We start from the raw sequence: 26,345 nt of genomic DNA, 5'->3' as shown, positions 1-26,345 counted from the left end.
GCCCGCGTGCTGCGCGGCACCCCCGGCGCGGTCGTGGCCGGCGCGGCGTCGGGTTTCATGAACGTCACCGCGGGCGTCGGTGGCCCGGCGATCAGCCTGTACGGGCTGTCCACCGGGTGGCCGCACGCCCCGTTCGTCGCGACCGTGCAGCTGTACTTCGTGGTGCTCAACGGGGCGTCGATCGTGGCGAAGGGCTGGCCGGTCCTCGCACCCGCCGTCTGGGTCGTCGCCCTCGGCGCGCTCGCCGTCGGCGCCGCGGCGGGGCACCGGCTCACCCGGCACGTCCAGCCCGGGCCGGCCCGCCTCCTCGTCGCGGGCGTGGCGTTGCTCGGGTCGGCGGCGACGGTGGTCAAGGCGCTGCTCGAGCTGGCCCGGCCCTAGATTTCCACGACAAGTCCCTCGTCGGCCGCCAGCACCGCCCCGCCGAACTCCGCGCGGGCCGCCGCGACCGCCCTCGCCCGGTCGTTGCCCGGCCAGAAGTGGGTGAGCAGCAGCCTGCGGGCGCCCGCCCGGCGCGCCCAGTGCCCGGCCTCGGCCGCGGTCAGCAGGTTGCGGGGGTTGCGGTCGGTCTCGCCGGCGCGGTCGGTGGCCTCGACGACGAACAGGTCGGCATCACGGCCCAGCTCGGCCAGCGCCGGGTCCGGCCCGGTGTCGCCGGTGTAGGCCACGACCGCATCGGCCGTGCGCAGTCGGATGCCGACGTTCGGCACGAAGTGCGGCAGCGGCGTGGTGGTCATCGCGAACGGCCCGACCCGGTGGGTGCCCGGCAGCGGGTGCACGTCGAAGACCGCACGCAGGTCGACCTCCGGTTCCAGGCCGCGGAGCCGGTCGAGCACCCCCGGCGGGCAGTAGAGCGGCAGCCTCGGCCCGGCCGGGCCGCCGTACAGCCGGATCCGGAACAGGCCGTGCAGGTCGATGCAGTGGTCGGGGTGCTCGTGCGTGATCGCCACCGCGTCGACAGCGGCGTCCGGCAGGTGGGCGAGCAGGCGCGGCAGCGTGCCGTAGCCGAGGTCGAGCACGAGGCGGAAGCCGTCGGCCTCCACCAGGAACCCGCTGCACGCCCGGCCCGGCTCCGGGAAGGCGCCGCAGCTGCCGAGCACGGTGATCCGCACGGGTGCCACTAGCCGAGCATCTGCTCGACCCGGCGCGCCACCGCGAGCAGGTGCGGGTCGTCCCCGGGGAGAGCCTCCAGCGAGATCCCGATCGGCAGCCCGCCCGCCGTCACGCCCGCGGGCAGCGAGATCGCGGGCATCCCGGCGGCCGAGCCCGGGCCGGTGTTGCGGATCGTCGTGGTGAAGACCGGCACCTGCCTGCCGTTCAGCTCCGTCGTCTCGTCGTCGCCCACCGGCGGGGCGGGCAGCGGCACCGTCGGGTAGACCAGCGCGTCGAGCCGCTCCCCGTCGGGTCGCAGGGCGGCGCGGTAGGCCTCGCGCAGCCGCTCCCGTGTGTCGAGCGCCGCCCGGTAGACGTCCGCGGTGATCGCGCCGCTCGCGGCGAACTCGAGCGCGGAGCGCACGTCCGGCGAGGCGACCTGCGCCACCACGTCGGCGAAGGTCAGCTCCCGCTCCGGCCCGGGCAGCGTCGCGAGGTAGGCGGGGAGGTCCTCGACGATCTCGAAGAACACGATCGGGAACCCGCAGTCGACGTCGAGCTCGTGCGCGCCGACGACCTCGGTCTCGACCAGCTCGACGCCCGAGTCGGCGAGCCGGTCCAGCGTCCGACGCGCGCACTCGGCGACCTCCGGGTGCAGGTCGGTGTAGAAGCCCGCCCGGGGCACCCCGAGCCGCAGCCGGTCCGGCGCCGGGGCCGGGGCGTCGCCGGTGACGAGCTCGTCGACCAGCGCCGCGTCGGCCACGCGAGCGGCGAGCACGCCCGCGGTGTCGCGGGTCCGCGAGATCGGGACGATCCGGTCGCCCGGCCAGCGGCCCACGGTCGGCCGCCAGCCCACGATCCCGCAGTGGGCGGCGGGCACCCGCACCGACCCGCCGGTGTCGGTGCCCAGCGCGAGCGGCACGACCCCGGCGGCGACGGCGACCGCCGACCCGCCCGACGACCCGCCTGCCGAGCGGCTCGGGTCGTGCGGGTTGCGCACCGGGCCGAACGCGGAGTTGTTGCTGGTGATCCCGAGCGCGAGCTCGTGCATGTTGGTCTTGCCGATCACCGCGGCACCCGCGGCGCGCAGCCGCTCGACGGCGCGGTGGTCACGTCCCGGCCGCGAGCCGCGCAACGCCGGGGTGCCCGCCGTCGTGGGCAGGTCGGCGGTGTCGAGGTTGTCCTTGACCGCGAGCGGGACCCCCGCCAGCGGGCCCTCCCCCGCCTCCACGCGGTCGGCCAGCGCGAGGAACGCGCCGAGGGGCGCGACGTCCCGCGCCGCCGCGAGCGACTCCGCGATCACCTCCCGGGCGGACGATGCCGCCACGCGGGCGCGGACGTCGTGCAGGTCGCGGGGTCGGGTCGAGGAGGTCATGGCGACAAGCATCCCCCGGATCCGCGCCTTTCGGGGTGTGGGCATGCGGGCCGGCGAAGGAGGTGGGAGAGCAGCCCGCATGCCCGGCCCGGAGGACCCCGGGCTCCTTCGAGCCTGCCTGCCGGACGCGTCCGCGGCAGGGACTCCCACCGGTCGATTCCGCCGCCCCGGGCTGCCGGTCCCCGGCAACGTCGGAGGCTCAGGTCGGCGCCGCGGCGCGATCGACCGCCGCCGGGTGCCGGGCCAGCACCTCGTCGAGCCGCGACCCCACCTCGTGGCAGTTCGCGCGCACCACGTCCAGGAAGGCGGCGAGCACCGGCGACAGGTCGGCCGCGCGGAACGACAGATGCAGGTCGGGCAGGCGCACCCGCGGCTGCACGTCGCAGAACCACACGTCGTCGCGGTGCAGCAGGCGCATCCGGGTGGGCCCGAGCCCGACCCCGACCCGGCAGGCGGCCAGCCCGATGATCGTGTGGACGTCCCGGGCCGCGGTGGGGCAGTCCAGCGGGGAGGGCCCGGGGCCGAACGCGGCGCGCAGCGCGGCCACGACCGCCGGCTCCTGGTCGGCCGTGGCGACGATGAGGTTCTCCCCCGCCAGCTGGTCGAGGTGCACCACGTCGCGACCGGCGAACGGGTGCGTCCTCGCCACGACCGCGATGAGGTCGTCGGCCCCGATCGGCACCGTGACCAGCCCCTCCGCCCCGGCGCCGCGCGGGGCCCCGCGGCCGACCGCCACGTCGAGGTCACCGGCGATCAGCGCCGCCGCGCCGGCCGGGCTGCTCATCTCCCGCAGGTCGAGGCGGACGTCGGGCCGCGCGCGCTGGAACCGCCCGAGCACCCCCGGCAGCGGCGCCACGAGCGCCGAGCCGATGAACCCGAGCCGCAGCCGCCCGGTCTCGCCGCGGGCCGCCCGCCCCGCGTCGACGACGGCGCCGCCCATCTCGTCGAGGGCGCGCCGGGCCCGGGCGAGGAACGCCGCGCCGGCCGCGGTCGGGAAGACGCCCCGCGAGGTGCGGTCGAACAGCCGCTCGCCGACCTCCCGCTCGAGCGCGGCGATCTGCGCCGACAGCGGCGGCTGGGCGATGCCGAGCGACGCGGCTGCCCGCCCGAAGTGCTGGTGCTCGGCCAGGGCGAGGGCGTAGCGGAGGTGACGCGCTTCCACGGCGGCGACGATACGTCACAGATATCGCGCAGCGGTCTGTGAGATATGGAGATGGATGACGGGGGCGGCCGCCGGTGGGCTGGGCATCGACCAACCCACCGACGGGAGGACACCATGTCGCACTCCCCCGCCGTGGCCGTGCTCGTTCACGGCGCATGGCACTCCTCGCTGCACTGGGCGGCGACCCAGCGCGCCCTCGCCCACCACGGCGTGCCCAGCGTCGCGGTCGACCTGCCCGGCCACGGCGTCGGCGCGCCCGTGCCGACCGGCTACCTGCAGCCCGGCCAGCCCGGCTTCACCACCGAGCGGTCCGCCCTCGCAGGCATCACGATGGACCACCTCGCCGACGAACTGCTGGACCGGCTGGCCGACGTCCGCCCGCGCTTCGAGCGGGTCGTGCTCGTCGCGCACAGCGCGGGCGGGGGCCCCGCGTCCGCCGCGGTCGAGCGCGCGCCGGAGCTCGTCGACCACCTCGTGTACCTGTCGGCGTTCCTGCCGGCGGGCAGGCCGCGGTTCATCGACTACGTCGACGCGCCGGAGAACGCGGGCGCGGTCCACGTGCCGCGGGTCGGCGACGCGGGCGCCATCGGCGCCCTGCGGATCAACCCGCTGTCGCCCGACCCGGACGAGGTGGCGACCATCCACCGCTCGTTCCTCGGGGACTGGCCCGCCGACCGGCCGAACTGGCGACTGCTGCTGCACCCGGACGAGCCGATCGCGTCGCTGACGGCCCCGGTCCCGGTCACCGCGGACCGCTGGGGCCGCATCCCCCGCAGCTACATCCGGCTGACCGACGACCTCGCGCTCCCGGTCGTCACCCAGGACCTGATGATCGCCGAGGCCGACGAGGTGACCCCGGACCGCAAGACCGAGGTGCACTCGCTGCCCGGCGGCCACTCCCCCTTCCTCACCCGACCCGACGGGCTCGCAGCGCTGCTGGCCGCCACCGTGCGCCGGCCGTGAGCGGGTTGCTGCTGCCGGTCCTGTACTCGGGGACCTTCGTCCAGCTGATGAGCGTCACCGTCCTGCAGGTGGCGGTGCCCGCCGTCCGCGCGGACCTGAGCGCGGGCCCCGGGGCGGCGCAGCTCGTGGTCGCCGGCTACACGCTGACGTTCGCGTGCTCGCTGATCACGGCGGCCCGGCTCGGCGACCGCTACGGGTACCGGCGGCTGTTCGCCATGGGCATGGCGGTGTTCACGCTCGCCGCGGCGGCGGGCGCTGCGGCGCCGGACGCCTCGGTGCTCGTCGCCGCCCGGCTGGTGCAGGGCCTCGGGAGCGGGCTCATGGCCCCGCAGATCCTCTCGATCGTCCAGACCGCGGTGCCCGCCGCCCGGCGGGCCCGCGCGATGGCGGGCTACGGCGCGACGATGGCGGTCGCGTCCCTGGCCGGGCCCGTACTCGGCGGGTTCCTGCTCGAGCTCGACCCGTTCGGCCTCGGGTGGCGGGCCGCGATGGCGCTGACCGTGCCGGTCGGCGCCGCCGCGCTCGCGCTGGCCCCCGCCCTCCCGCCGGGCGGCGCCACGGGGGCCGGGCAACGGGTCGACGGGCTCGGCGCCTGCCTCAGCCTGTCCGGGCTGTTGCTGCTGGTGCTCCCGCTGACCGTGGGCGGCGACCAGGGCTGGCCCGCCTGGGTGTGGGCGAGCCTCGCCGCCTCCGCGGCGCTGTTGGCGGCGTTCGTCGCGGTGCAGCGCCGCGTCGCCCACCCGTTGGTGCACCGCGCCGCCCTCTCGGGGCGGACCACGCGCTGGGGGATCGCGGGGATCCTGCTGTTCAACGCGGGCGTGCCCTCGTTCGTCCTGCTGCTGTCGCTGCACCTGCAGGGGGCCCTGCGCCTCGGCCCGCTGGCGACCGCGCTCACGATCACCCCGTACGCGGTCGGGGCGCTCCTGGGCAGCGGCCTCGCCGAGGCGGCGGCGCGGCGGTGGGGTGCGCGACTGCTGGCAGGCTCCGCAGGCGCGCTCGGCCTGGTCGCGCTGCTGACCGCCGCGCTGATCGGCAGCCCCGGCCCCGCGCTCTGGGCGGTGCTCGCCACCGGCGGCGTCGCGTTCGGGGCGTTCACCGCGTGCGCGTTCGCCCTGGTGCTGGGGACCGTGCCGGCCGCGGCGGCCGGCTCGGTGTCCGGACTGCTGCCGACCGCCCAGCAGCTCGGCGGCACGTTCGGCGTCGCCCTCGCCGGCGTCGCCTACACCGCGCCCGCCGCGACCGCGGGGGCCGCCTTCGCCCACGCGATGGGCTACGAGGCGGTGGTCTTCGCCCTCGCCGCGGGCGCCGGGGTGGTGCTGCACCGCGCCGCCGGCGCCGGTCGGCCGCGACCGGCGGGCGGCTCACCCCGTCGCGGGCACGGTGAACACCGGCAGGCCGGGGCGGGGCTCGCCCGCGCCGAGCGCGTAGCCCCCGGGAACGGGATCGAGGGCGAGCGCGGGGAACGGCGGCCAGCGGTCGAGCAACCGCGCGAACCCCGGCTCCTCCGTCACGGCGGGCAGGGCAGCGGCCAACGCCGCCAGCGCGGGCGCCTCGGCGGGGCCGGCGATCGCCGTGCCGCCGACCCACAGCCGCAGCGCCCTGCGCGGCGGCGCCGGTTCCCGGACCGGGTCGACCACCGGCACGACGACCGCCCGGTCGCCGTACGGTTCGGCGCGGTCCAGCACCAGCACCGCGCCGGCGTCGGGCACCGGCTCGTACACCCCCTCCCCGATCGCCGAGGCAGGTTCGGCGGTGCCGTCGGCGCGGACCACGAACACGCCCGTCACGTCGACGGCGTCGCGCCTCGGGGCGAGATAGGCGCCGGAGAGCGGTAGCACCAACCCCGCGCGCAACTCCGAGCCGAGCTGCGCGGGCATCCCGGTCACGCCCACCCGCGCAGCCCCGCCCTCCGGCGCGGGTAGCAGCACCTCGAAGACCCGCAGCAGGCTCGTGTAGCCGGAGACGGTCGTCTCGGCCAGCACGACGGTCGGCCCGCTCGTGCCCGCGAGCACCCCGGCGTAGAGCAGGCAGGTGCGACCGACGACCGGACGGGAGCCGTCGAGTTCCCCGACGGTGTCGGCGTCGGGGTCGGTGAGCGCCGTCCAGGCCGCGCGGAGCACCGAGGCGTCCTCGCGCAGCTCGCCCCGCGGCTCGGCGAGCAGGTGTCCGCACGGCGCGGACAGCTCCGGGCGGAGGGCGATGACCGCGACCACCGCAGCGACCACTGCGGCGACGAGGGCGGCGAGGGCGGCGAGGGCCGCCGCGAGCCACGGGGTTCTGCGCACGGGCCGATCGTCACCACCGCGGCCCGCCTGCGGATCCGCAGATCTACCGAGCGGCCGCCCGCCCCGCCCCGGGACGACGGTCCCCCACGAGTCCCGACCGACGGCTCTGCCCCGCGGCCCCGCCCGCGGCCGACGATCGCCCGGTGCTGTTGCTCTCGCGGTGGAACGTGGTGATCCAGATCGACGAGGACTACCGGCGCACGCGCGCGGTCGCCCGCCTGCGCACGCGCCGCGGCGAACAGGTGGGCACCGGGTTCGCCCACCGACACCCGACCGGACCGGACGCGCCCGGCACCGGCGACGAGCGCGCCGCCGCGGCCGCGCTCGCCGACCTCGCCGACCGGCTCGTCACCGCATCGGCTGAGGCCGACCCGGCTGCGCCCGCCGGGGACGGGCTCGACGACGAGCCGGCCCCGCACGACAGCAAGCGCTGGACCGTGGTGGTCGACATCGCGAACGACCACGGCGCCGTCCGGGCCCTCGCCCGCCTCCACGACCGCACCTCCGACCGCCTCGAGGGGGAGGGCATCGCCCACGTCGTCCCGGTGCAGCGCCCGGCGTCGGAGCTGGGGGCGGGCCCGGCCACCTCACGCGCCCTGCGCTGCCTGGCCGAGCGGTTGGCCGCGGGGGCGGGGCAGCAGGCGGCCGAGACCCGGCCGCGCACGGTCCTCCCGGCCGCCCGTCCACCGCTTCTCGCCGGCCCCGCCAGGCGACCGGTGAACGCGGGCCGGGCCGCGCTCACCCGCTGAGCGGCGCCCGTATGCCCTTCGGCGAACAAGATCGGCGATACCTCGCACTCGGGTTGCAGATGCAAGACACGATGCAGTTTCATATGCAATTGCGACCACAGAGGGTCGCCGAACGAACATCAAGATGCCGGAGGGTGACCGGAGCATGCAGGACTTCACCGAGTCGGCGACCTCCACGGGGGACACCGCCTCTCTCAAGTGGCGCAAGAGCGCGCACAGCAACCCCAACGGCTCGTGCGTCGAGCTCGCCCCGATGGCCGATGGGCGGGTCGCGATGCGCAACTCGCGCTTCCCGAACGGGAATGTGCTGGTCCACACCACGGAGGAGTTCCGGACCTTCCTGCTCGGGGCCAAGCGCGGTGAGTTCGACGACCTCGCCGAGGGCGCTTAGCAACTCACCTGCCCGATCGGAGGGGTCGCACTCCCGCGTCCACCCGAGGCCGCGGCGCTTTGCCGAGTGGCCGCGCAGCGCGCGGGTCGGCGCAAATCGACAACGGCACCCCCGCGCTCCCGCGGAGGGAGACGGATCTCATCGGCGCCCACGCTAGACTGAATTCGCTCTGCACCCGGTCGACGTCGTAAGGTATGCAGCGGCAGGTCCGCGGCTACATAGCACGCGGTACCGTATGGCCCGATGCGCGAGATCCGAGGTCCTCTGCGAGGGGGTGATTATGGCCGACGGCCAGGAGGACGAGCCGACCGATGGCGGATTCGCCGAGGCACGGGGAGGCCCAACCGTCCTGCGCATCCTGGTCGGCGCCCAGCTCCGCCGACTTCGTGAGGCCAGCGGTATCACGCGCGAAGAAGCTGCTTATGCCATCCGCGGCTCGGAAGCGAAGATGAGCCGTATCGAGTCGGGCCGGGTCGGGTTCAAACCGCGCGACGTCGCCGACCTGTTGACGATGTACGGCGTCACCGACGGCTCGGCCCGCGACCTGCTGCTCAGCCTGGCCGAACAGGCCAACGAACCGGGATGGTGGCACCGCTACAGCGACAGCATGCCCGACTGGTTCTCCACCTACGTCGGGTTGGAGCAGGCGGCCACGATCATCCGCTGCTACGAGGCCCAGTACGTGCCCGGCCTGCTGCAGACCGAGGCCTACGCCAACGCCGTGATCAACCTCGGCGAGGCCGTCCGGCCCGACGAGGTGAGCAAACGCGTCGAGCTGCGGATGCACCGCCAGCAGCTGTTGTACGTGCCCAAAGCCCCCGACTACTGGGCCGTGATCGACGAGGCGGTGCTGCGCCGCAAGCTCGGCGGGCCCGACGTCATGCGCGAGCAGCTCGACCACATCCTCGAGGTCAGCCGGCGTACGAACGTCACGGTGCAGGTCGTGCCGTTCGAGCGCAGCGACGTCGCGGCCGTCGGAGGCCCGTTCACGCTGCTGCGCTTCGCCGAGCCGGACCTGCCCGACATCGTCTACCTGGAGCAGCTCAACAGCGCCTTGTACCTCAACAAGGACGTCGACGTGATGAACTACCTCCAGATCATGAACCGGCTGGCCGCGGGCGCGCTGACGCCCGAGCGGTCCACCGAGCTGATCCAGTCCGTGCGCGACGCGCTCTGACCGCGCCCCTTTCCCCGGTACTCCAGACGGCCCCGCCCACGACACCAACGGGCCGGTGGGCCGCTCCGTCGAGCGGCCCACCGGCCCGTGGTGGAGTGAGTGTGCGTGCGCCTACGGCTTGCGGCCGACGCCGGCCAGGGTGGGGAGGTCCTTGGGGTTGTCGCCCGGCTCGGGCCGCCAGTGCGGGATGGGCACGAGGCCGGGCTCGACCAGCTCGAGGCCGTCGAAGAAGCCGCGCAGCTCCTCCGGCGTCCACAGCTTGTACGGGACCGCGCCCGTCTCGTCGTAGGCCTGCTGCGCCCGGTTGAACGCCTCGTCCTCGGTGGTGGAATCGGAGAACGCGAGATAGCTGCCGGCAACGAGGTTGTCCAGGATTCCGGTCACGACCGACTTCGCCACGCCGTAATCGTTGGTGTGGCCGAGCACGCCGTTGATCGTGACACCGACCGGCTTCGAAAGGTCGAGCGTCTTCGCCGCCTCCCGCAACACCACTTCGGTGTTGGTGAGGTCGGTGTCGATGTACGCGGTGGCCCCCTCGGGAGTGCTGGTCAGCAGCGCGCGCGCGTGCGCCAGCACGGTGGGGTCGTTGTCGACGTACACGATCCGCGCGGCCGGATTGATCGACTGCGCGATTTGGTGCGTGTTGTCGGCGGTGGGCAGGCCGGTGCCGATGTCCAGGAACTGCGAGATTCCGGCCTCACCGGCCAGGAAGCGGACACTACGGCGCAGGAAGTAGCGCATGCTGCGCGCGATGTCGACGATTCCCGGGAAGACCGCGATGTACGCGTCACCGGCCTCTTTGTCGACGGCGTAGTATTCCTTGCCGCCTTGCCAGTAGTTCCAGATGCGCGCCGAGTGGGGAACCGACTCGTCGACCACCGGCCCGGCGCCTGAGCTCGTGGACTCGCTGCTCATGTCGTTGACGCACTCACTCTCTGTGTCGGTAGGCCTCCCAGAGAGTACATGATCACACGTCTCGATGTCCCGTCGGGAGCCTTCGGTGACGAAAAATGCTACTCACGCCGCGACTCCGGATGCCATCCCGGGGCACCCGGAGCGCCGATACGAATGGCGTCCCGACCGTTTGCGCAGGTGAGCGGCGACTTGTCCATTCCGGACCCCGCGACGGCGCTCGCGCACGTCACTCGTCCGCGTGACGGAACGCCGAATCGACCGCTCTCAGCCGAAGGCGAAGAGCGGCGGGAGCGTCACCACGACCGCCGCCGCCCACGCCGCGAATACGGGAAGGTACCGGGTCTGCCACCGCTCGACGGCGAGGAACGGGGCCCGGCCGAGCTGGAACCGCGCCGCGAACCAGGCGGCCCCGGCGAGGTTCACGAGCAGGACGAGGTTCAGCCCGAGCGCGGCGAGCCGGTTGGGCGTGAAGCCGAGCTCGCCGACGCGGGCGACCATGGCCCCGAGCACCATCGCGTCGAGCAGGAGGGCGCTCGCCACCGCGAGCAGCTGGACGCGATCGGCCCGCCCCGCGGGCCGTGCCGGATCCCGGGCCGACAGCGCGTAGAGGACGAGGCCCAGCACGACCACCATGAGCGCGTCGAAGACGCCGAGCAGCTCGCGGTCGAACGCGGCGGCGGCGCCGCCCGCCACGGCGTAGGTGATGGCGGCGACCGTCAGCATCACGGCGAACAACGGGGTGAACAGCACCGTGAGCACCGGCGCCATGTTCTCCACGACGTGCTGCTTGGACTCCACCAGCCAGGCCGCCACGACCACCGCGGCGGCCGCCCCCGAGGGCAGCACCCACTCGGCGACCAGGTCGAAGTCGATGCCGATCGGGTCGAGGACCGCGCCGGTGAGCGCGAGCAGCACGCCCCCGCCGAGCGCGATCAGCACGTAGTAGATGACCCACTCGCCGGTGAAGCGGACGAAGTCCATCCGCCGCTCGTGCGAGCGCAGCGTGCCGTCCATGTACGGGTAGGCGACCGCGAACCACAGCGCGACCGGCAGGTGGAGCGCGACGAGCACCTCGGTGGCCGAGTCGGCCCGGTAGGGGTAGAGGTTCACCACGAACGCGGCCACCGCGAAGGGCGCGGCGGCGAGCAGCCACCGCCGGGGGTCCAGCCGCCGGGTCCATGCGAAGTAGCAGGCGAGGAACGGCAGCACCAGCAGACCCGCGTTGCGCAGCAGCCACCCCGGCTCCTCGGCGGGGAAGCCCGCCGCCAGCCGCGCGACCTGGGCGGCGACGGCCGCGCCCGCGGCCGGGACCAACACCTCCACCAGGCCGCCGGGCGGGCGCCGGGAAGCGTCACCGACCCCGTCGCCGAGCACCAGCTGCTTCCACAGCCGGCCGCTGTACTCGCGGGCGAACTCCCGCGCGATGCCGTCGACGTGGCCCATCCGCTTCACCGCGACGAGCAGCGCCTCGTCACGGCTGAGGTGCGCCCCGTCCAGCTCGGCGATCTGGTCGCGCAGGTGGGCCTCCAGCTCGTCGAGGTCCCGCTCGTCCACGGCAGGGGCCTTCGCGACGTGGGCGCGCCACTCGGCGATCTGCGCCTCCACCCGGTCCACGGCTCACGCCTCCCCGAGCGCGGGCATCAGGCCGGGGCCGCGCCACACGTTCCCGAGCGCTCGGGTGACGGCCTCCCACTGGCGCCGCTGCTCGGCGAGCGCGGCGAGGCCGGCCTCGGTGATCGCGTAGTACCTGCGGCGACGGCCTTCCGGCGGCGTCCGCCACTCGGTCGTCACGTAGCCGAGCCTGCCGAGGCGGTGCAGCAGCGGGTAGAGCATCCCGTCGGTCCACTCGAGCTCACCACCCGAGAGCTCGCGCACCCGCTTCAGGATCGCGTACCCGTAGCTCTCCCCCTCGGCGAGGATCGCCAGCACGAGCGGCGTGGCCGACGCCGCGACGAGGTCCTTGTCGATCTGCACCCGCGCCTCCCATGACTTGCGGCGCTATGCATAGAAGCACAAGGTATGAACCGCGGCAAGCCGGCCGTTCCTGCTGTTCGGCGCGAAGACGTGGCATCGTTCGAGCCCGCACGAGGGCGCGCACACACCCGAGGAGACCGTGGCCACAGGCGTCGACATCCGCGAGGCGCAGGCGCAGGCCGGGACGGGGCGGTGGTCCGCCCGCAGGTGGGCCGGCCTGGCCGGTCTGGTCGGGCTGGCGTGCGCGCTCTCGCTGCCGTTCGCCCCGGTCGAGGTCGACGTGCCGACCGTGCGCTGGCCGCTGGATCCGTCGGCGCCCCGGTCGACGCTGCTGACCACCACCGCCCACCGGCCGCTCGAGATCGACGTCCGCTTCGGCTGCGCCGTCGCCCGCACCGACGGCGTGGTGCTCGCCACCGTCCCGCCCGGCTCGCCCGAGGCCACGGGCCTTCTGGTGACCTCTCTCGACGGTCGCCTGCAGGTCAGGGCACAGGGCAGGCTCGTGGTCGACGAGCCCGTCCCGCCCGGGCCGTGCGAGTACCGGATCACGGGCGAGGGTTCGGGGCGGCCGCTGCTGGTCGCGGGCCCGCCGAGCCCGGCCACCCGGCTCGACCCGGCCGTCCCGCTCGGGGGTGCCACCGCCGACCCGGGCCGGTTCGCCGGGCCGGAGGACGCGCGCCTCGAGGTCGGCCGCGACGGTATCCCGCTGGCGGTCGACCGGGCGCCGCAGCTGCCCGAGGTCGCCGTCCTCGTCACCGACCTCACCCGGCCCGCGGGCCCGGATGCACCGCTGTCGGTCGCGCTGCGCCTCGACGACGAGTCCGCGAGCCGCCCGTCCCCGGCCAAGATCGTCCTGATCGCGGCCGCCCTGGTGGCGTGGGCGGCCGCCGGCGCCCTGCTCGCGGTCGCCGGCCGCGGGCCGCCGCGCGGGCGAGCGCGGTTCCCCCGGCCACGGGTGGTGGACGCCGTCGCGGTGGTGGCGCTCGCGCTGTGGCTCGTGGTCGCGCCCGCCACGGACGACGACGGCTGGTTCGCCACCCAGGCCCGCAACGCCGCGCTCTCCGGCGAGGTCGGCAACTACTTCCAGCTGTACGACCAGAGCTTCACCCCGTTCACCTGGGTCCACCGGGCGCTGTCGTGGTGGCAGCAGGTCGTGGGCCTCACCCCGGTCGTCCAGCGGGTGCCCGCGCTCGTCGCGGGCGTGCTGACCTGGCTCGTGCTGCGGCGCGTGCTGGCGGCGCTGCTCGCGGCCGCGCCCGGGTCGCGCCGGCGCGACGCGGTGGCCCGCGCCGCGCTCGCCGTCGCCTTCCTCGCCTGGTGGCTGCCCTACGACATGGGGGTGCGGCCGGAACCGGTGGTCGCGCTCTGCGCGGCGGTCGCGCTGCTGCTGGTGCTGTCGGGGCGGCTGTGGGCGGCGTGGGCCGCGTGCGCGGTCGCCGGGGCCGGTCTCGCCGCGCACCCGAGCGGGGTCGTCGCGGTCGCGCCGCTGGTGGCGGGGCTGCCACTGCTGGCCGGATGCGTGCGGGTCCCGGGCGACCGCGGCGCCACGGCCTGGCGCGCGCTCGCCGTCGGCTCCGGCGGCGCCACCGCGCTGCTGCTCGGGTTCGCCGACGGCGCGCTGCGCGAGTTCCTGCGCGGCCAGCTCGTGACCGAGTCGGTCTACCCGCAGGACGGATGGGCCGAGGAACCGGAGCGCTACGCGTTCCTGCTCGACCAGATCCCGATGGGCTCCTACGCGAAGCGGGCCGCGGTCCTCGCCTGCCTGGTCGCGCTCGCCTGGTACGCGGTGGTCGCCCTCGTCGCGCGGGCCCGCCGGGTGGCCGTCCCGCAGCCGCTGGCGGTCGCGGCGGGCGCCACGGCGCTGGGGTTCGCCTCGCTCGCGCTCACCCCGTCGAAGTGGACCCACCACTTCGGCTCCCTCGCCGGCGTGGGCGCGGTGTTCCTCGCCGGGATGCTCCTGCTCGGGGTGCCACTGGCCGCCGCTGCGTTCGGGCGCCGCGTCCCGGCGCGCGCGGTGTTCGTGGTCGCGGCCTCCGCCGCCCTCGCCGCCGCGCTGGCCTGGCGCGGGCCGAACTCGTGGCCGTACGCGTGGCTCGAGGGGATGCCGTCGGCGTACCGGCCGCCCGCGCCGGGCGGGCTCGCCCTCGACCGGCCGGTGCTGTGGGCGCTCGCCATCGCCGTCGGGGCGCTCGTCGTGGTGCGCCGGGCCGGCCCGGTGGAGGCGCTGCTGCGCGCGACGCCCGCCGTGCTCGCGCTCTCGCTCGCGGCTTCCACCGTCCACCTGCTCGGGACGTTCACCGCCGCGGCGGCCGCGGGCACGCCCCGCGACTCGGTGTGGGCGCAGTCGTGGGCGGGGTCGCCGTGCGCCGTGGGCGACGCGCTGCGGGTGCTCGACCCGTTCACCGCCCGCCCCCTGCCCGCCGTCACGCCCACCGGGCCCGGCGGCGCGTTCGTGGCCGGCGGCCACTACCCCGGCAGCGCGCCGCAGGGGTCGCTCGCGGGCCAGGTCTGGGGCAGCCACCACGGGCCCTCGCCCGACGCGCCGACCGGTGCCACGGCGACGGGCTGGTACCGGCTACCGGACGACGACGAGCCGGTGATGGTGATCGCGGCCGGCACCCTCGACCGCGGCAACGCGCTCACGGCGGTCTACGGGCGGGGGCAGGCGCCCGTCGGCGCGCAGCCGCTCACCGACGGGGTCGCGTCCCCCGTGTGGCGCACGTTCACCCTCGACCCGCCCGCCGAGGCCGACACCGTCCGCATCGAGGCGGTCGACGCGCTGGCAGGCACCCACGGGTGGCTCGCGTTCAGCGCCCCGGCGGCGGCGCGGCCGGTCCCGGTGAGCGAGCTCGCCCCGCCGCAGACCCCGGTCGCTCTGGCCTGGCAGGTGGCCTTCGGGTTCCCGTGCCTACGCCCGGCGGCGGTCGTCCACGGCGTCACCGAGCCGCCCGCGCTGGGCGTGCTGCGCGGCTCGCAACCCCTCGGCGGCCTCGGCGACATCGCCTGGCAGCCGGCGCGGGGCGGCGTGTTCGCCCAGGTCCCGCGCACCCAGTCGGTGCTGCAGCTGGCCACCGTCGCCCCGGCCGACCCCTACTTGCAGGTGTTCGTGTTCGGCTCCCCGCTGGCCCGCGACGCCTACGCCCTCACCACGCAGCCGCGCACGGTGGCCGGCGCGTCGACGGCGGTGCGGTGACTGCGGTGCGGTGACGCACGTCAGGAATGTGGCTTTCCTGCAGTCCAGGTTCATGAATGTGGCTTTCCTGACGTCCCGCGCCGTGGCTTAGGGTCGCCTTCGTGACGTCCCACGCGACCAGCCTGCGCGGGCCGGTGCTGGTCGGCGCCGGCGGCAAGGTCGCCGAGGCCGCCACCCTCGTGCTGCTCGCGACCGTGGTGCCGCGGGTGCTCGGCCCGGCCGACTACGGCCGGTTCTCCGTCGCGCTGACGGTGGTGACGCTCGGCTCGCTCGCCATGACGCTCGGCGGGGCGACGACGCTGTCCCGCTACGTCCCCGCCGCCGCGCCCGAGGACCGGCCCGCGGTCGCCCGCGCGCTGACGCTGCGGCTCGCCCGCAACCGCGCCGCGGTGTTCGCGGTGGCGGCGCTCGCGGGCGCCGGGCTCGCGGTGGGCACACCCGCGGTGTTCCCGCCACCGGTGGTGGCGTGCGTGGTGCTCGCGCTCGGGCTGAACGTGGCGGCGACGCTCGTGCTGCAGGCCGACCTCGGGCTCGGCCGGGCCGCCGGCTGGTGCCTGCGCTACCCGGTGCAGAACGCCGTACTGGTGGCGGTCGTCCTCGCGCTGCACGGCGGCTCCGGGATCACCGGCGGCGCGGTCGCGATCCTCGCGGCGGGCGTGGCGGGCGCCGCGGTCGCCGCCGCCGCGTCGGGGTCGCTCCGCGCGGCCCCGGGACGCCGCGTGGCCCTGCCGGAGGGCGCGCTGCGCTTCGGGCTGCTGCAGGCCGCGGGCGGGGCGCTGACCCAGTTCGTGCACCGCGGCGGGGTGCTCGCGGTCGTCGTGCTCACCGGGTCGGCCGTGCAGACCGGGTTCGCCGCGCTGCCGATCGGGATCGCGCTCGCCGCCACCTATGCGGTCGCGCAGCTGTTCACCGTCACGCTGCCCGCGCTCACCGCGCGGGTCGACGGCGAGCGGGCGCTGCGCAGGCTGGCCGGGCTGCTGCTCGTGCCGGTCGCAGCGGGCGCGGTGGGCGCGACGCTCGTCGTCGACGCGGTCGTGCCCGCGGTGTTCGGCGCCGCCTACGCCGACGCGGCGGCGGCGTTCGTGCCGGCGATCGCGATGGTCGTGCTCGCCCCGCTGAACGCGCTGGCGGTGCAGGCGAGCGCGCTGCGCCTGCGCCCGGACGCCGCCCTGTACGCGGGGCTCGCCGGCGCCGCCGCGTTCGTCGCGGTGTGCCTCGCCCTCGTCCCCGGCTGGGGTGCCGCGGGCGCGACGACCGCCGCGCTGGCGGGCACGGCGGTCACGGCGCTCGTGTCGCTGCTGCTGCTCCCCCGCGCGGCCGGCGCCGGGCTCGCCCTCGGCACCGCCGGCTCGGTTGCGGCCGTCCTGGTGGCGGCATGAGTCGGATCAGCGTCGTCGTGCCGACCCGCGACCGGCCGGACCGGCTCGCCGTCTGCCTCGCCGCCCTCGAGGCGCAGACCGCGACCGACATGGAGATCGTCGTCGTCGACGACGCCTCCCGGGACGCCCGCGCCGTGGGCGAGGTCGTGGCGGGCGCGCCCCGGGCCCGGCTCGTGCGCGGCGAGGGCCGCGGGCCCGCGGCGGCTCGCAACCGCGGGGCCGCGGCCGCGGAGGGGACGGTCGTCTGCTTCACCGACGACGACTGCGAGCCGGTGCCGGGGTGGGCGGCCCGCCTCGCCGCCCGGCTGGGCGAGGCGGGCGTCCACGCCGTCGCCGGGCCGACCCGCAACGCCCGCCCGGAGAACCCGTTCGCCGCGGCCGCGCAGACGATCGCGAGCCACCTCGCGGAGGCGTCGATCGACGCGGCGGGGCGGATGCGGTTCGCGCCGACGAGCAACCTCGCCTGCCGCGCCGACGTGATCAGCGCCCTCCCCTTCGACGAGCGCTACCCGCTGGCCGCGGGCGAGGACCGCGACTGGTGCGCCCGGCTGGTCGGCTCGGGCCGCACCCTGGTCTTCGAGCCGGCCGCGGTGGTGCGCCACCACCAGGAGCTCGGGGCGCGGACGTTCTGGCGCCAGCAGGTCCGCTACGGACGCGGCGCCTACCGCTTCCGCGCCGACCACGGCACGCTGCGCCGACCCGAGCCCCCCGCGTTCTACGCGGGACTGCTGCGGCGCGGGTTCGCCGAGGGCGCCGCGGCGGGGGCGCTGGTGTGCCTCGCGCAGGTCGCGACCGCGTGGGGGGTGGCCCGGGAGGCGCTCGCCCGCGAAGCCAGGTAAGGCTAAGTTACCCATCATGCTCACGATCCTGCAGTTCGACGCCGCCAGCGCCTCGGTGCTGCAGCGCCTGCTCGCGGCGGGCGACCTGCCCACCCTCGCGGCGCTGCGGGAGCGCGGCGAGTGGCACGAGCTGGACGCCCCGGCCACGCAGTTCGCCGCGGGCGCGCAGCACACCCTCTACAGCGGCGTCGAGCTGGAAGAGCACGGGCTGTTCTACCCGTTCCAGTGGTCGGCCGCCGAGCAGCGGGTGCGCTACATGGACGCGTTCCCCGCGCCCGCACCGATCTGGGAGCGCCTCGGCGCGCGCACCCTCGCCGTCGACCCCTACGAGAGCCGCCCACCCACCGCGCCCCCGCCCGGCGAGCTGGTCTGCGGCTGGCAGCTGCACGACCGGGTGGTGCTGCGCCGCTGGTCGTCCCCGTCCGGCGCGCACCGCAGGCTGGAGCGCCTGTTCGGACCGCCGCAGCCGGTGGACGAGGTGTTCGGCCGCCACACCGCCGACGAGATGCTCGGCCTGCGCCGCCGCCTGCTCGCCGCCCCCGGCCGGGTCGCCGACGCCGCGACCCTGCTCCTCGGTGAGCAGCCCTTCGACCTGGCGTGGCTCACGTTCTGCGCCGCGCACGTCGCGGGCCACCAGTTCTGGGACCTCTCCCAGCTCGACCCCGCCGGCCTCGACCCGGCCGCCGAACGGGTGCTGGGCGGCACCCTCGACGAGGTCTACCGGGCCGTCGACGCCGCGATGGGCCGCATCGTCGCCGCCCTGCCGCCCGACGCCGACCTGATGGTCGTCTCCCCCGTCGGCATGGAGGTCAACACGAGCCGGGCCGACATGCTGCCGGAGATGCTGCGCGCCGTGCTCGACCCCGCCCCGAGCGCGGACGCGCAACCGAACGGCGGTTCCTCGATCTGGCGGCTGCGCGCCGCCCTGCCCAGCGGGCTGCGGGCGAAGGTGGCCTCGGCGCTGCCGGAGCGGATCGCGCTCGACCTCACCTCGCGGCTGGAGATGCGCGGCGTGGACTGGAGCCGCACGAAGGCGTTCGCCCACCCCGCGGAGAACCAGGGCTACATCCGGCTGAACCTGAAGGGCCGGGAGCGCGACGGGATCGTGGCGCCCGAGGAGGCCAAGGACGTCATGGAGGAGATCACCGCCGGCCTGCTCACGTTCACCCACCTCGACGGCTCCCCGGTGATCCGGTCGATCGAGCGGGTCGCCGACCTGTTCGGCACCGGCTCGCGCGCCCACCAGCTGCCCGACCTCATCGTGAGGTGGGTCGACACCCCCGCCACCCGGGTCAGCGGGGTGACCTCGCCGCAGTACGGCACCGTGCTGCGCCACGGCGTGGGCAGCGGCCGCTCGGGCAACCACACCGAGGGCGACGCGTGGGCGCTGGTCGTGCCGGGGTCCTCGACGCCGGTGCGGCCGGAGCACAAACCCCGCCTCGAGGACGTGGCCGCCACGGCGGCCGCGCTCGCCGGCGTCGACACGGACCTCACCGGCCGTCCCCTGCTCACCCGCTGAGCCGCGCCGCCCGCACCGCGTCCAGGGCCGCCATGACCGCCACACCGTCCTCGGCGGTGGCCAGGGTCGGCTCGAGCTCGCCGCGCACGGCGCGGGCGAACGCCTCCAGCTGAGCGGTGAGCGAGGCGACGAGCGGGTGCGGGCCCCGCGAGGCGAGGCGGCCGCGCACGGCGGCGACCAGCCCGCCGCGGGACAGGCGCCCGACCAGCCTGCCGTCGCGGTGGCGGACCTCGATGCGCTCGCGGTACGGCCGGTCGGTCGCGCACCGGATGCGGGCCCGCGCCGCCCCGAGCACGAGATCGAACCCGGCCCGCTCCCGGCGCACGTCCGCGCGCCGGACGTCGGTGACGTCGGCCCCGGTGAGCCACCGGGCGAGGTCGACCAGGTGCGGGCCGAGGTCGGTCAGGGCATCGTCGCGGACGGTGTGCGCGTCCCACCCGGCGCGGCGGTAGGAGATCTCGCAGAACACGCCCACCTCGGCGCCGCGCGGCACGGCCTCCCGCAGCCGGGCCACCCCGTCGTCGAAGCGGCGGTTGAACCCGATCCACGGCGTCGGCTCCAGCGCCGCCAGCTCCGCGGCCTCCGCCACGTCGGCCGCGGGTGGCTTCTCCACGAGCGCGGGCAGGCCTGCGGCCGCGGCGAGCCGGGCGTCGGCGAGGTGCGCCGAGGCCGGGGTCGCGAGCACGAGCGCGTCGACGCCGCCTGCGGCCAGCAGGTCCTCCGCCGAGCGGTACCCGGGTACGCCCGCCGCGCCGGCGACACGCGCCCGCCGGGCCTCGTCCGGTTCCGCGACCGCCGCGAGCCGCACGCCCGCCGCCGCGGCGAGCGCCGGGACGTAGCCCTGTTCGCCGAGGCGGCCCGCGCCCACGAGCCCGATCCGCAACTCAGCCATCGTTCCTCCGATCCCGCACGTGGCGTGCCACGCCGAACGGCACGGACGCCACCGCCGTGAGGTGGTGCACCGCGTGCAGGCCCACGCCGAGCACCGCCTCGCCCACGCCGCGCCTGCGCGCGAGCAGCCGGTAGAAGTCGCGGTTCAGCCCGAGCAGGACCGCGAGCGCGACGCCCGCCGCGGCCGGCCGCCGCGCCACGACGCCCAGCGCGCCGACGAGGCAGGCGAGCGCGCTCACGCGGTGCCGCCACCCCAGGTTCAGGGCGGTGGAGGCGGTGCCCCCGTGCCGCAGCGCGAGCGCCACCCAGGGCACGCCGCGGCGGGCGAAGTCGGTGACCACCATCGACCGCAGCGTCCACGCCTTGAGGTGGGTGCCCTGGATCCGCGGGTCCAGCTCGATCCGGGCGCCGGCCGCGACGAGCCGGACACCGAGGTCGATGTCCTCCACCGACGGCAGCGGGTAGCGCCGCTCGTCGAACCCGCCCGCGGCGAGGAACGCCTGCCGGCGCACCGCGCCGAGCCCGGACCAGAACGTCTGTGCCCGCCCGGCGGCGTTCTGGTGGACGTGGTGGTGCAGCAGGTTGCGGAACGCCGCGACCGCGCCACCGCGCGACGGGGAGTCGTCGTAGGAGCCGAACAGCGCGGTGAGGCCGGGATCGGCGAACGCCTCTGCGATCCGGACCAGCGCGTCCGGGTGCACCTCGACGTCCGCGTCGACGAAGACCACGACGTCGCCGTGCGCCCGCCGCGCCCCCGCGTTGCGGGCCGTGCAGACCGGCTGGAACGCGGGCCGGTCGACGACCAGCACCTCGGCCGAGCCACCCGCCTCGGCGAGCGCCGCGACCGCGCGGTCGAGCGCGGCCCGGCACGCGGGCAGCGTGGGCGGTGAGTCGGTGGCCGGGACCACCACCGAGAGCGTGGTCATGGCGGGCTCCCGCAGGACTCGGTGTAGACGGCCCAGCGCTCGCTGCGGGCCACGAGGGTCACCTGGCCCGCGGGCCGGGCGGCCATCGCCGCGTGCAGCGGGCTCCCCACCTGCGCGATCGTCGTGCCGGGCCCGGGTGTGTGGGTGATCCCGCGCATCGGGACGTCGAGCCGGTAGGTGAGCGCCGGGCGCAGCTCGACGGCGGGCCGCACGGTGTCGATGGCGAGGTTCCCGCAGGCGAGCAGGCCCTCGCGGCCGCCGAGCGCGGCGGCGACCTCGTACAGCTCGTGCTCGGCGGCCGACCGCTCCGCGGCGTGCTGCACCTGCAGCGGCAGCCAGGCCACCCGCGGCGCCGCGAACGGGGCGGCGGCCGCGACGAGCGCGGCGGCGACCGCGGCCCGGCCGAGCACCGCCCGGGGCGCGGTCACCACCCACCCGACCGCGACCCCGGCCAGCACGCACAGCACGGCGGAGACCGGGGCGAGGAACCGGCCGAGCGCCGCGTAGCCGAACACCCCGGCCATCACCGCCACCTCGGCCGCCCACACCACCGCGCACGCGGCGAGCGCCGCGGGCAGCCCGCGGCGCAGGTGCGCCGCCCACACCACGCACACCGCCGCGGCCACCCACACCGGCGCGATCACGCAGGCGGCGACGTTCTCGATCGCGAGGATCCAGCGCTGGGTCGGGGTGGTGTCGCTGAGGACCTGCGCGACGACCGCGCCGCTCAGCGGGTCCCCGGACACCAGCCGGTCGCCCGCGAACCACAGCACCGGCACCGCCGCGAGGACCGCCAGCACCGCGGGCCCCGCCCACCACCACCGGTGGCGCAGCGCCCAGGTGAGCCACCCGGCGTACAGGGCGAGGAACGGCCACGCCTCGGGCCGGGTCAGCGCGGCGGCGCAGAGCAGCAGCAGCGCGTGCCACCGCCGCCCGTCGAGGTGCCGCTCCACCGCGTACAACAGGCACATCACGGTGAGCGGCTCGATGTTGGCCTGCAGCAGGTGCCGCAGCCACCGCGACTCCACGTCGGGGGTCAGCAGGAACGCAGCGGCGGCGACCACGCCCGCCACCGCACCGGCCGCGGTGCCGCCCCGCGGCCGCGCCGTGCGCGCGGCGAGCCGCACGATCACGACCACGCCGAACAGGCCGCAGGCCCGCGCGACGAGCGTCCACAGCGCGGGCGCGGCGTCGCCGAACAGCGCGGCGGGGGCCGTGACCAGCACCGGCAGCGGCTTCCATGCCACCGACCCGTCGGTCGCGAGCGTGCCGCGCAGCGCCTCCCGGCCCCAGATCAACCACACCCAGGGGTCGAAGCCGAGCAGCGCGGGCACCGCCAGCGACGCCGCCGCGATCCCGGTGCACCCGGCGAACACGGCGAGCCCCGCGTACCGGGGACCGCGCACGGCCGGCCGGGCGGCGGCGGGCACCGCCGGCGCTTCGGCGACGGCCGGGCCGCTCATGCAGGCAGGACGATCGGCTCGCCGCTCAACCGGACCCGGACCGTGTCGCCCGGCCGCCAGGACGCCCGGCCCAGCACCCGGCTGCGCAGCCGGGCCCCGCTCGGGAGCTCGAGCCGCACGATCTGGTCGTGGCCGAAGTAGGAGTGGCCGACCACGGTGGCCGTCGGGCCGGCCCCGTCGTCGACGATCTCGACCTGCTCGGGGCGCAGCAGGACCTGGGCGCGGGCGAGGCCTCCGGCCGCGGGGAACGAGCCGAGCTCGGTGGCGACGATGCCGCCCGAGACCGAACCCGGCAGCACATCGGCGTCGCCGAGGAACTCCGCGACCCACCGCGACACGGGACGCTCGTAGATCTCGCGCGGCGGCCCGACCTGCTCGATCCGCCCGCTGCGCATCACCGCCACGACGTCGGCGAGCGAGAGCGCCTCCTCCTGGTTGTGGGTGACGAGCAGGGCGCTCGCCCCGGCCGCGCGCAGCACGGCCGCGACCTCCTCGCGCAGCCCGACCCGCAGCCCCTCGTCGAGGGCGGCGAACGGCTCGTCGAGCAGGACGACGTCGGGGTCGACCGCGAGGGCCCGCGCGAGCGCGACGCGCTGCCGCTCCCCGCCGGAGAGCTCGTGCGGGTAGGCCGACGCCCGGCCGGCGAGCCCCACGAGGGCCAGGCAGTCGGCCGCCCGGCCCGGGCGCGGCCGGCCGAACTCGAGGTTCTCCACCACGGTGAGGTGCGGGAACAGCGCCCCGTCCTGGAACACCATCCCGATCCGGCGGCGGTCCGGCTCCTCCCAGATCCCGTCGCCCGCCACGAGGCGTCCACCGATGCGGACCGTGCCCGCGTCGGGCACCTCGAACCCGGCGAGCAGCCGCAGCAGGGTGGTCTTGCCCGACCCGCTCGGCCCGAGCAGCGCCACCAGCTCACCCGGGCGCACCCGCAGGTCGGCGCCGTCGACGGCACGGTGCGCGCCGAAGGACTTGGTCACGCCAGTGGCGTCGATCGCGAGCTCTGTCATGGCGCATTCAACTTAGCCTAAGCTCGCTCCATCTGAGCCTCGCTGAACTGGAGCGCTATGGCCGCATCCTCCCGCGGACGCCTGTGGTTGCTGATCGGTGTGCCGGTCGTCGTCGTGGCGCTCGTCGTCGCGTTCGCCGTCGCCGCCTTCGACGGCGGATCCGAACCGGGCGGGTTCGAGGCGGCGCCGCCCCCGGAGTCCGGCCCGACCGAGGTCAACACCGACGGCATCCAGTACGCCGAGACGCTGGTCGTCTACAACGGCCGCTCCCACTACGGCGACGAGCAGGTGTTCCGCGACTTCGAGGCCGCCACCGGCGTTCGCCTCGAGCTGCGCGGCGGCACCGGGCCGGAGCTGTTCGAGCGGCTGCGCCGGGAGGGCGCCGACACCCCGGCGGACGTCCTCGTCACCACCGACCTCGCCAACCTGTGGCGGGCCGAGGAGGCCGGCCTGCTGCAGGGCGTCACCAGCCCGAAGCTACGCGCGCAGGTGCCCGAGGGCCTGCACGACGAGGACGGCACCTGGTGGGCGGTCTCGACGCGGCTGCGGGTGCCGGTGGTCTCCACCGAGCGGGTCCCGCCGGGCGCGGTGACGAGCTACGAGTCGCTCGCCGACCCCCGCTTCCGGGGCCGCGTCTGCCTGCGCACGTCCAACAACGAGTACAACCAGTCGCTGGTCGCCGACATGATCGTCAAGCGCGGGCCGGAGGCGACCGAGGAGCTGCTGCGGTCGTGGATGGCCAACGAGCCGCAGATCATCAACTCCGACGGCGAGATGCTCGCGATGATCGCGGCCGGCGAGTGCGACGTGGGCCTGGCCAACCACTACTACCTGGGCCGGGCGCTCAAGGAGAACCCGGACTTCCCGGTGGCGCCCGCGTGGCCGGACCAGCAGGGCGCGGGCGCGCACGCGAACGTCTCCGGGGTGGGGGTGGTGGCGAGCTCGGACGCGGTGCCCACCGCCGTCGCGCTCATGGAGTGGCTCACCTCGCCACCCGCGCAGCAGCAGATCATCGCCGGAAGCGAGTTCGCCGCCAACCCCGAGGTCCCGCCGCCCGCGCACATCAGCGACTGGGCCGGCGTCAGGATCGACCCGATCGACGGCGAACGAGCGGGCCCGGCGCTGCAGCAGGCCGTCGAGATGATGCTGAGGGTGGGGTGGACGTAGCGACCCGTCGGCGCGGGTCGTCGGGCTGGGCCATCCTCGGGGTGCTGGTCGCCCTCGGGGTCGCCGGGCCGCTCGCCGCGCTGCCGCTGAGCTTCCTGCCCGGCGTCGACGCGGTCACGCTCACCCTGCTGCCGCCCGCGCTCGGCCGCAGCGTGCTGCTCGGGGTGGGCGTCGGTGCCGGGACGCTCGTGCTGGGCGGGACGCTCGCCGTGCTCGTGTCGTTCTACGACTTCCCGGGCCGCAAGGTCCTGGAGTGGGCGCTGGTGCTCCCGCTCGCGATCCCCGGCTACGTGCTGGTGTTCGTGCTCCTCGGCCAGTTCGGCCACGCCGACCCGCTGCACAGCAGCCTGTTCGGCGGACTGCAGCTGCCCGGCCTGCGCGGGCCGGCCGGGGCGATCGGCGTCCTCACCGCGGTGCTCTACCCGTACGTGTACGTGCTGGGGCGCAGCGCGTTCCTCGGGCAGTCCCGGCAGGCCCTCGAGGCGGCCCGCAGCCTCGGCCACGGCTACCTGGGCGCGGTGCGGACGGTGGCCCTGCCGCTGGCGCGGCCCGCGCTCGCCGGCGGGGTCGCGCTCGCGGTGATGGAGGCGCTCGCCGACTTCGGCGCCGTGAACCTGCTCGGCTACCAGGCGCTCACCGACGCGATCCACCGCGTCTGGTACGGCGCCTTCGACACGGCCGCGGCCCTGCAGCTGGCCACCGTGCTGGTCGGGCTCGCACTGCTCGCGGTCGTGCTGGAGCGCGCGCTGCGCGGCCGCGCCCGCTACCACCAGGCCCTCGCCCACGGCGACGCCGTCGTCCCCCGCAGGCTCACCGGATGGCGGGCGCTCCTCGCCTGCGCGCTGCCCACCCTGCTCCTCGGGATCGTGTTCGTCCTGCCGGTCGTCCAGCTCACGGCCTGGTCGGTCGAGACCGTCCTCACCGGGCGGGTCGCCGACCGGCTCGGCGAGGCCGCACTCAGCACGCTGCTGCTCGCCGTGGCCGCCGCGGCCGTCGCCGTCTGCACCGCCACCGCCGTCGCCTACGGGCAGCGGGTCGCGCCCACCCGCGTCGGCGCCGTCGCCGCCCGCCTCGCCGCCGTCGGGTACGCGGTGCCCGGCGCGGTCATCGCCGTCGCGATCTACGTGCCGCTGGTCTGGGTGGACCGGCGGCTCATCACGATCGCGAGCTGGTTCGGCGCCGACATCGGGCTGCTGTTCACCGGCACGATCCTCGGCCTGGTCGGCGCGTACGTGGTGCGGTTCCACGCGCAGGCCTACTCCGCCATCGAGTCCCGCATGAGCCGCATCCACCCGCACCTCGACGACGCCGCGCGCGCCCTCGGCGCCGACCGCGCCCGCGTGCTCACCGACGTCCACCTGCCCCTGCTGTGGCCCGGGATCGTCACCGCGGCGCTCCTGGTGACCGTCGAGGTCATCAAGGAGCTGCCCGCCACCGCGCTGCTGCGCCCACTCGGCCGGGACACGCTCGCGATCATGACGTGGGAGGCGACGAAGGACTCCCGGTTCGACACCGCCGCCCTGCCCGCGCTGCTCATCGTGCTCGTCGGGCTCGTTCCGGTGGTCGTGCTCGTGAGGCTGTGGCACCGGCCCGGCGGCGGCACCCCGCCCGTGCCCCGGTCCTGACCCCGGCTCGTAACGGCCTCGGCCGGCGCGCGAGCACCTCCCCGTCCGCCGATCGGAACTTCAGGAAAGCCACATTGCTGTAGCCCAGCTTCATGAAAGTGGCTTTGCTGAAGTCCGCTCAGCCCCGGCGCGGGAGCACCGGCGCGTCCCGGCCGGTGCTGATCTCCTCGTGGTAGTCGGCGTCGACGTTCACCGACCAGATGTCGTGGTCGGCGCCGAGGACGTTCTCCACGGCGAGCATCGCCGTGAGCAT

22 protein-coding genes are annotated in these 26,345 nt (G+C 76.0%); 12 read left to right on the top strand and 10 right to left on the bottom strand.

Going from position 1 to position 26,345, the window contains the following annotated elements:
* On the top strand, window positions 1-381 hold a 381-nt coding region (locus tag VKZ81_RS13690), incomplete at its 5' end, for a hypothetical protein (RefSeq protein ID WP_414709373.1).
* Here the strand turns inward: VKZ81_RS13690 and VKZ81_RS13685 are convergent.
* The 3 genes from VKZ81_RS13685 to VKZ81_RS13675 all read right to left on the bottom strand — a co-directional run bounded on the left by VKZ81_RS13685 (window position 378) and on the right by VKZ81_RS13675 (window position 3,629).
* Window positions 378-1,121 (bottom strand): MBL fold metallo-hydrolase, encoded by a 744-nt coding sequence (locus VKZ81_RS13685; RefSeq protein WP_324241905.1) that lies wholly within the window; start codon window positions 1,119-1,121, stop codon window positions 378-380. The genes VKZ81_RS13690 and VKZ81_RS13685 overlap by 4 nt on opposite strands.
* Window positions 1,121-2,467, bottom strand: a complete 1,347-nt coding sequence (locus VKZ81_RS13680) for an amidase family protein (protein ID WP_324241904.1) — start codon at window positions 2,465-2,467, stop codon at window positions 1,121-1,123. The genes VKZ81_RS13685 and VKZ81_RS13680 overlap by 1 nt, the downstream gene beginning before the upstream one ends.
* Before the next feature lie 199 nt (window positions 2,468-2,666).
* On the bottom strand, window positions 2,667-3,629 hold the full coding sequence (locus VKZ81_RS13675) for a LysR family transcriptional regulator (protein ID WP_324241903.1): 963 nt from the start codon (window positions 3,627-3,629) through the stop codon (window positions 2,667-2,669).
* Between the two features lie 114 nt (window positions 3,630-3,743).
* Between VKZ81_RS13675 and VKZ81_RS13670 the strand changes: the two genes are divergently transcribed.
* The 5 genes from VKZ81_RS13670 (at window position 3,744) to VKZ81_RS13650 (ending at window position 9,194) form a co-directional block, all read left to right on the top strand.
* Window positions 3,744-4,592, top strand: a complete 849-nt coding sequence (locus tag VKZ81_RS13670) for an alpha/beta hydrolase (RefSeq protein ID WP_324241902.1) — start codon at window positions 3,744-3,746, stop codon at window positions 4,590-4,592.
* Window positions 4,589-6,427, top strand: a complete 1,839-nt coding sequence (locus VKZ81_RS13665; protein ID WP_324241901.1) for an MFS transporter — start codon at window positions 4,589-4,591, stop codon at window positions 6,425-6,427. Before VKZ81_RS13670 ends, VKZ81_RS13665 begins: the two co-directional genes overlap by 4 nt.
* A 593-nt stretch (window positions 6,428-7,020) precedes the next feature.
* Entirely contained in the window at window positions 7,021-7,626 is a 606-nt protein-coding gene (locus VKZ81_RS13660) for a dsRBD fold-containing protein (RefSeq protein ID WP_324241900.1), read from the top strand.
* 145 nt (window positions 7,627-7,771) lie between these two features.
* Window positions 7,772-8,017, top strand: a complete 246-nt coding sequence (locus tag VKZ81_RS13655) for a DUF397 domain-containing protein (protein ID WP_324241899.1) — start codon at window positions 7,772-7,774, stop codon at window positions 8,015-8,017.
* A gap of 235 nt (window positions 8,018-8,252) precedes the next feature.
* A complete protein-coding gene (locus tag VKZ81_RS13650) occupies window positions 8,253-9,194 on the top strand; it encodes a Sco1979 family transcriptional regulator (RefSeq protein ID WP_414709372.1) in 942 nt (313 codons plus the stop codon).
* Window positions 9,195-9,305: 111 nt separating this feature from the next.
* Here VKZ81_RS13650 and VKZ81_RS13645 read toward each other — a convergent pair whose 3' ends face one another.
* From VKZ81_RS13645 to VKZ81_RS13635, 3 genes are all read right to left on the bottom strand, one after another.
* Window positions 9,306-10,109, bottom strand: a complete 804-nt coding sequence (locus tag VKZ81_RS13645; RefSeq protein WP_324241897.1) for an SAM-dependent methyltransferase — start codon at window positions 10,107-10,109, stop codon at window positions 9,306-9,308.
* A 264-nt stretch (window positions 10,110-10,373) separates the two neighbouring features.
* Entirely contained in the window at window positions 10,374-11,723 is a 1,350-nt protein-coding gene (locus VKZ81_RS13640; RefSeq protein WP_324241896.1) for a permease prefix domain 1-containing protein, read from the bottom strand.
* A gap of 3 nt (window positions 11,724-11,726) precedes the next feature.
* The gene (locus tag VKZ81_RS13635; protein ID WP_324241895.1) at window positions 11,727-12,083 is read right to left on the bottom strand and encodes a PadR family transcriptional regulator; all 357 of its coding nucleotides are present in this window, start codon (window positions 12,081-12,083) and stop codon (window positions 11,727-11,729) included.
* 139 nt (window positions 12,084-12,222) lie between these two features.
* Here VKZ81_RS13635 and VKZ81_RS13630 point away from each other — a divergent pair, with 139 nt between their 5' ends.
* From VKZ81_RS13630 to VKZ81_RS13615, 4 genes are all read left to right on the top strand, one after another.
* Window positions 12,223-15,276, top strand: a complete 3,054-nt coding sequence (locus tag VKZ81_RS13630; protein ID WP_324241894.1) for an arabinosyltransferase domain-containing protein — start codon at window positions 12,223-12,225, stop codon at window positions 15,274-15,276.
* 101 nt (window positions 15,277-15,377) lie between these two features.
* Window positions 15,378-16,655: a hypothetical protein gene (locus VKZ81_RS13625; RefSeq protein WP_324241893.1), complete on the top strand. Its 1,278-nt coding sequence runs from the start codon at window positions 15,378-15,380 to the stop codon at window positions 16,653-16,655.
* A complete protein-coding gene (locus VKZ81_RS13620) occupies window positions 16,652-17,494 on the top strand; it encodes a glycosyltransferase family 2 protein (protein ID WP_324241892.1) in 843 nt (280 codons plus the stop codon). Before VKZ81_RS13625 ends, VKZ81_RS13620 begins: the two co-directional genes overlap by 4 nt.
* 16 nt (window positions 17,495-17,510) lie before the next feature.
* The gene (locus VKZ81_RS13615) at window positions 17,511-19,013 is read left to right on the top strand and encodes an alkaline phosphatase family protein (protein WP_324241891.1); all 1,503 of its coding nucleotides are present in this window, start codon (window positions 17,511-17,513) and stop codon (window positions 19,011-19,013) included.
* Here the strand turns inward: VKZ81_RS13615 and VKZ81_RS13610 are convergent.
* From VKZ81_RS13610 to VKZ81_RS13595, 4 genes are read right to left on the bottom strand one after another with little or no spacing between them, the layout of a single operon-like run.
* Window positions 19,003-19,905, bottom strand: coding sequence for a Gfo/Idh/MocA family oxidoreductase (locus VKZ81_RS13610; RefSeq protein WP_324241890.1), 903 nt, complete (start codon window positions 19,903-19,905; stop codon window positions 19,003-19,005). The genes VKZ81_RS13615 and VKZ81_RS13610 overlap by 11 nt on opposite strands.
* Window positions 19,898-20,830 carry a glycosyltransferase family 2 protein gene (locus VKZ81_RS13605; protein WP_324241889.1) on the bottom strand — a complete coding sequence of 311 codons (933 nt, stop codon included), beginning with the start codon at window positions 20,828-20,830 and terminating at the stop codon, window positions 19,898-19,900. Before VKZ81_RS13605 ends, VKZ81_RS13610 begins: the two co-directional genes overlap by 8 nt.
* Entirely contained in the window at window positions 20,827-22,293 is a 1,467-nt protein-coding gene (locus VKZ81_RS13600) for a hypothetical protein (RefSeq protein ID WP_324241888.1), read from the bottom strand. The genes VKZ81_RS13605 and VKZ81_RS13600 overlap by 4 nt, the downstream gene beginning before the upstream one ends.
* Window positions 22,290-23,300, bottom strand: coding sequence for an ABC transporter ATP-binding protein (locus tag VKZ81_RS13595; protein ID WP_324241887.1), 1,011 nt, complete (start codon window positions 23,298-23,300; stop codon window positions 22,290-22,292). Before VKZ81_RS13595 ends, VKZ81_RS13600 begins: the two co-directional genes overlap by 4 nt.
* 57 nt (window positions 23,301-23,357) lie before the next feature.
* Here VKZ81_RS13595 and VKZ81_RS13590 point away from each other — a divergent pair, with 57 nt between their 5' ends.
* A complete protein-coding gene (locus VKZ81_RS13590) occupies window positions 23,358-24,467 on the top strand; it encodes an extracellular solute-binding protein (protein WP_324241886.1) in 1,110 nt (369 codons plus the stop codon).
* Entirely contained in the window at window positions 24,458-26,092 is a 1,635-nt protein-coding gene (locus VKZ81_RS13585; RefSeq protein ID WP_324241885.1) for an ABC transporter permease, read from the top strand. Before VKZ81_RS13590 ends, VKZ81_RS13585 begins: the two co-directional genes overlap by 10 nt.
* Window positions 26,093-26,345 lie beyond the last annotated feature (253 nt).

The organism is Pseudonocardia sp., assembly GCF_035305885.1.
Lineage (GTDB): Bacteria > Actinomycetota > Actinomycetes > Mycobacteriales > Pseudonocardiaceae > Pseudonocardia.
The sequence above is the reverse complement of the archived record's forward strand: the minus strand, read 5'-3'. Positions and strand labels throughout refer to the sequence as shown.

Excerpts from the sequence above, each read along its gene's own strand:
- VKZ81_RS13655 (WP_324241899.1), top strand. The coding sequence starts at position 7,772 with ATGCAGGACTTCACCGAGTCGGCGACCTCCACGGGGGACACCGCCTCT.
- VKZ81_RS13590 (WP_324241886.1), top strand. The coding sequence starts at position 23,358 with ATGGCCGCATCCTCCCGCGGACGCCTGTGGTTGCTGATCGGTGTGCCG.
- VKZ81_RS13595 (WP_324241887.1), bottom strand. The coding sequence starts at position 23,300 with ATGACAGAGCTCGCGATCGACGCCACTGGCGTGACCAAGTCCTTCGGC.
- VKZ81_RS13650 (WP_414709372.1), top strand. The coding sequence starts at position 8,253 with ATGGCCCGATGCGCGAGATCCGAGGTCCTCTGCGAGGGGGTGATTATG.
- VKZ81_RS13605 (WP_324241889.1), bottom strand. The coding sequence starts at position 20,830 with ATGACCACGCTCTCGGTGGTGGTCCCGGCCACCGACTCACCGCCCACG.
- VKZ81_RS13615 (WP_324241891.1), top strand. The coding sequence starts at position 17,511 with ATGCTCACGATCCTGCAGTTCGACGCCGCCAGCGCCTCGGTGCTGCAG.
- VKZ81_RS13610 (WP_324241890.1), bottom strand. The coding sequence starts at position 19,905 with ATGGCTGAGTTGCGGATCGGGCTCGTGGGCGCGGGCCGCCTCGGCGAA.
- VKZ81_RS13620 (WP_324241892.1), top strand. The coding sequence starts at position 16,652 with ATGAGTCGGATCAGCGTCGTCGTGCCGACCCGCGACCGGCCGGACCGG.
- VKZ81_RS13680 (WP_324241904.1), bottom strand. The coding sequence starts at position 2,467 with ATGACCTCCTCGACCCGACCCCGCGACCTGCACGACGTCCGCGCCCGC.
- VKZ81_RS13670 (WP_324241902.1), top strand. The coding sequence starts at position 3,744 with ATGTCGCACTCCCCCGCCGTGGCCGTGCTCGTTCACGGCGCATGGCAC.
- VKZ81_RS13600 (WP_324241888.1), bottom strand. The coding sequence starts at position 22,293 with ATGAGCGGCCCGGCCGTCGCCGAAGCGCCGGCGGTGCCCGCCGCCGCC.
- VKZ81_RS13645 (WP_324241897.1), bottom strand. The coding sequence starts at position 10,109 with ATGAGCAGCGAGTCCACGAGCTCAGGCGCCGGGCCGGTGGTCGACGAG.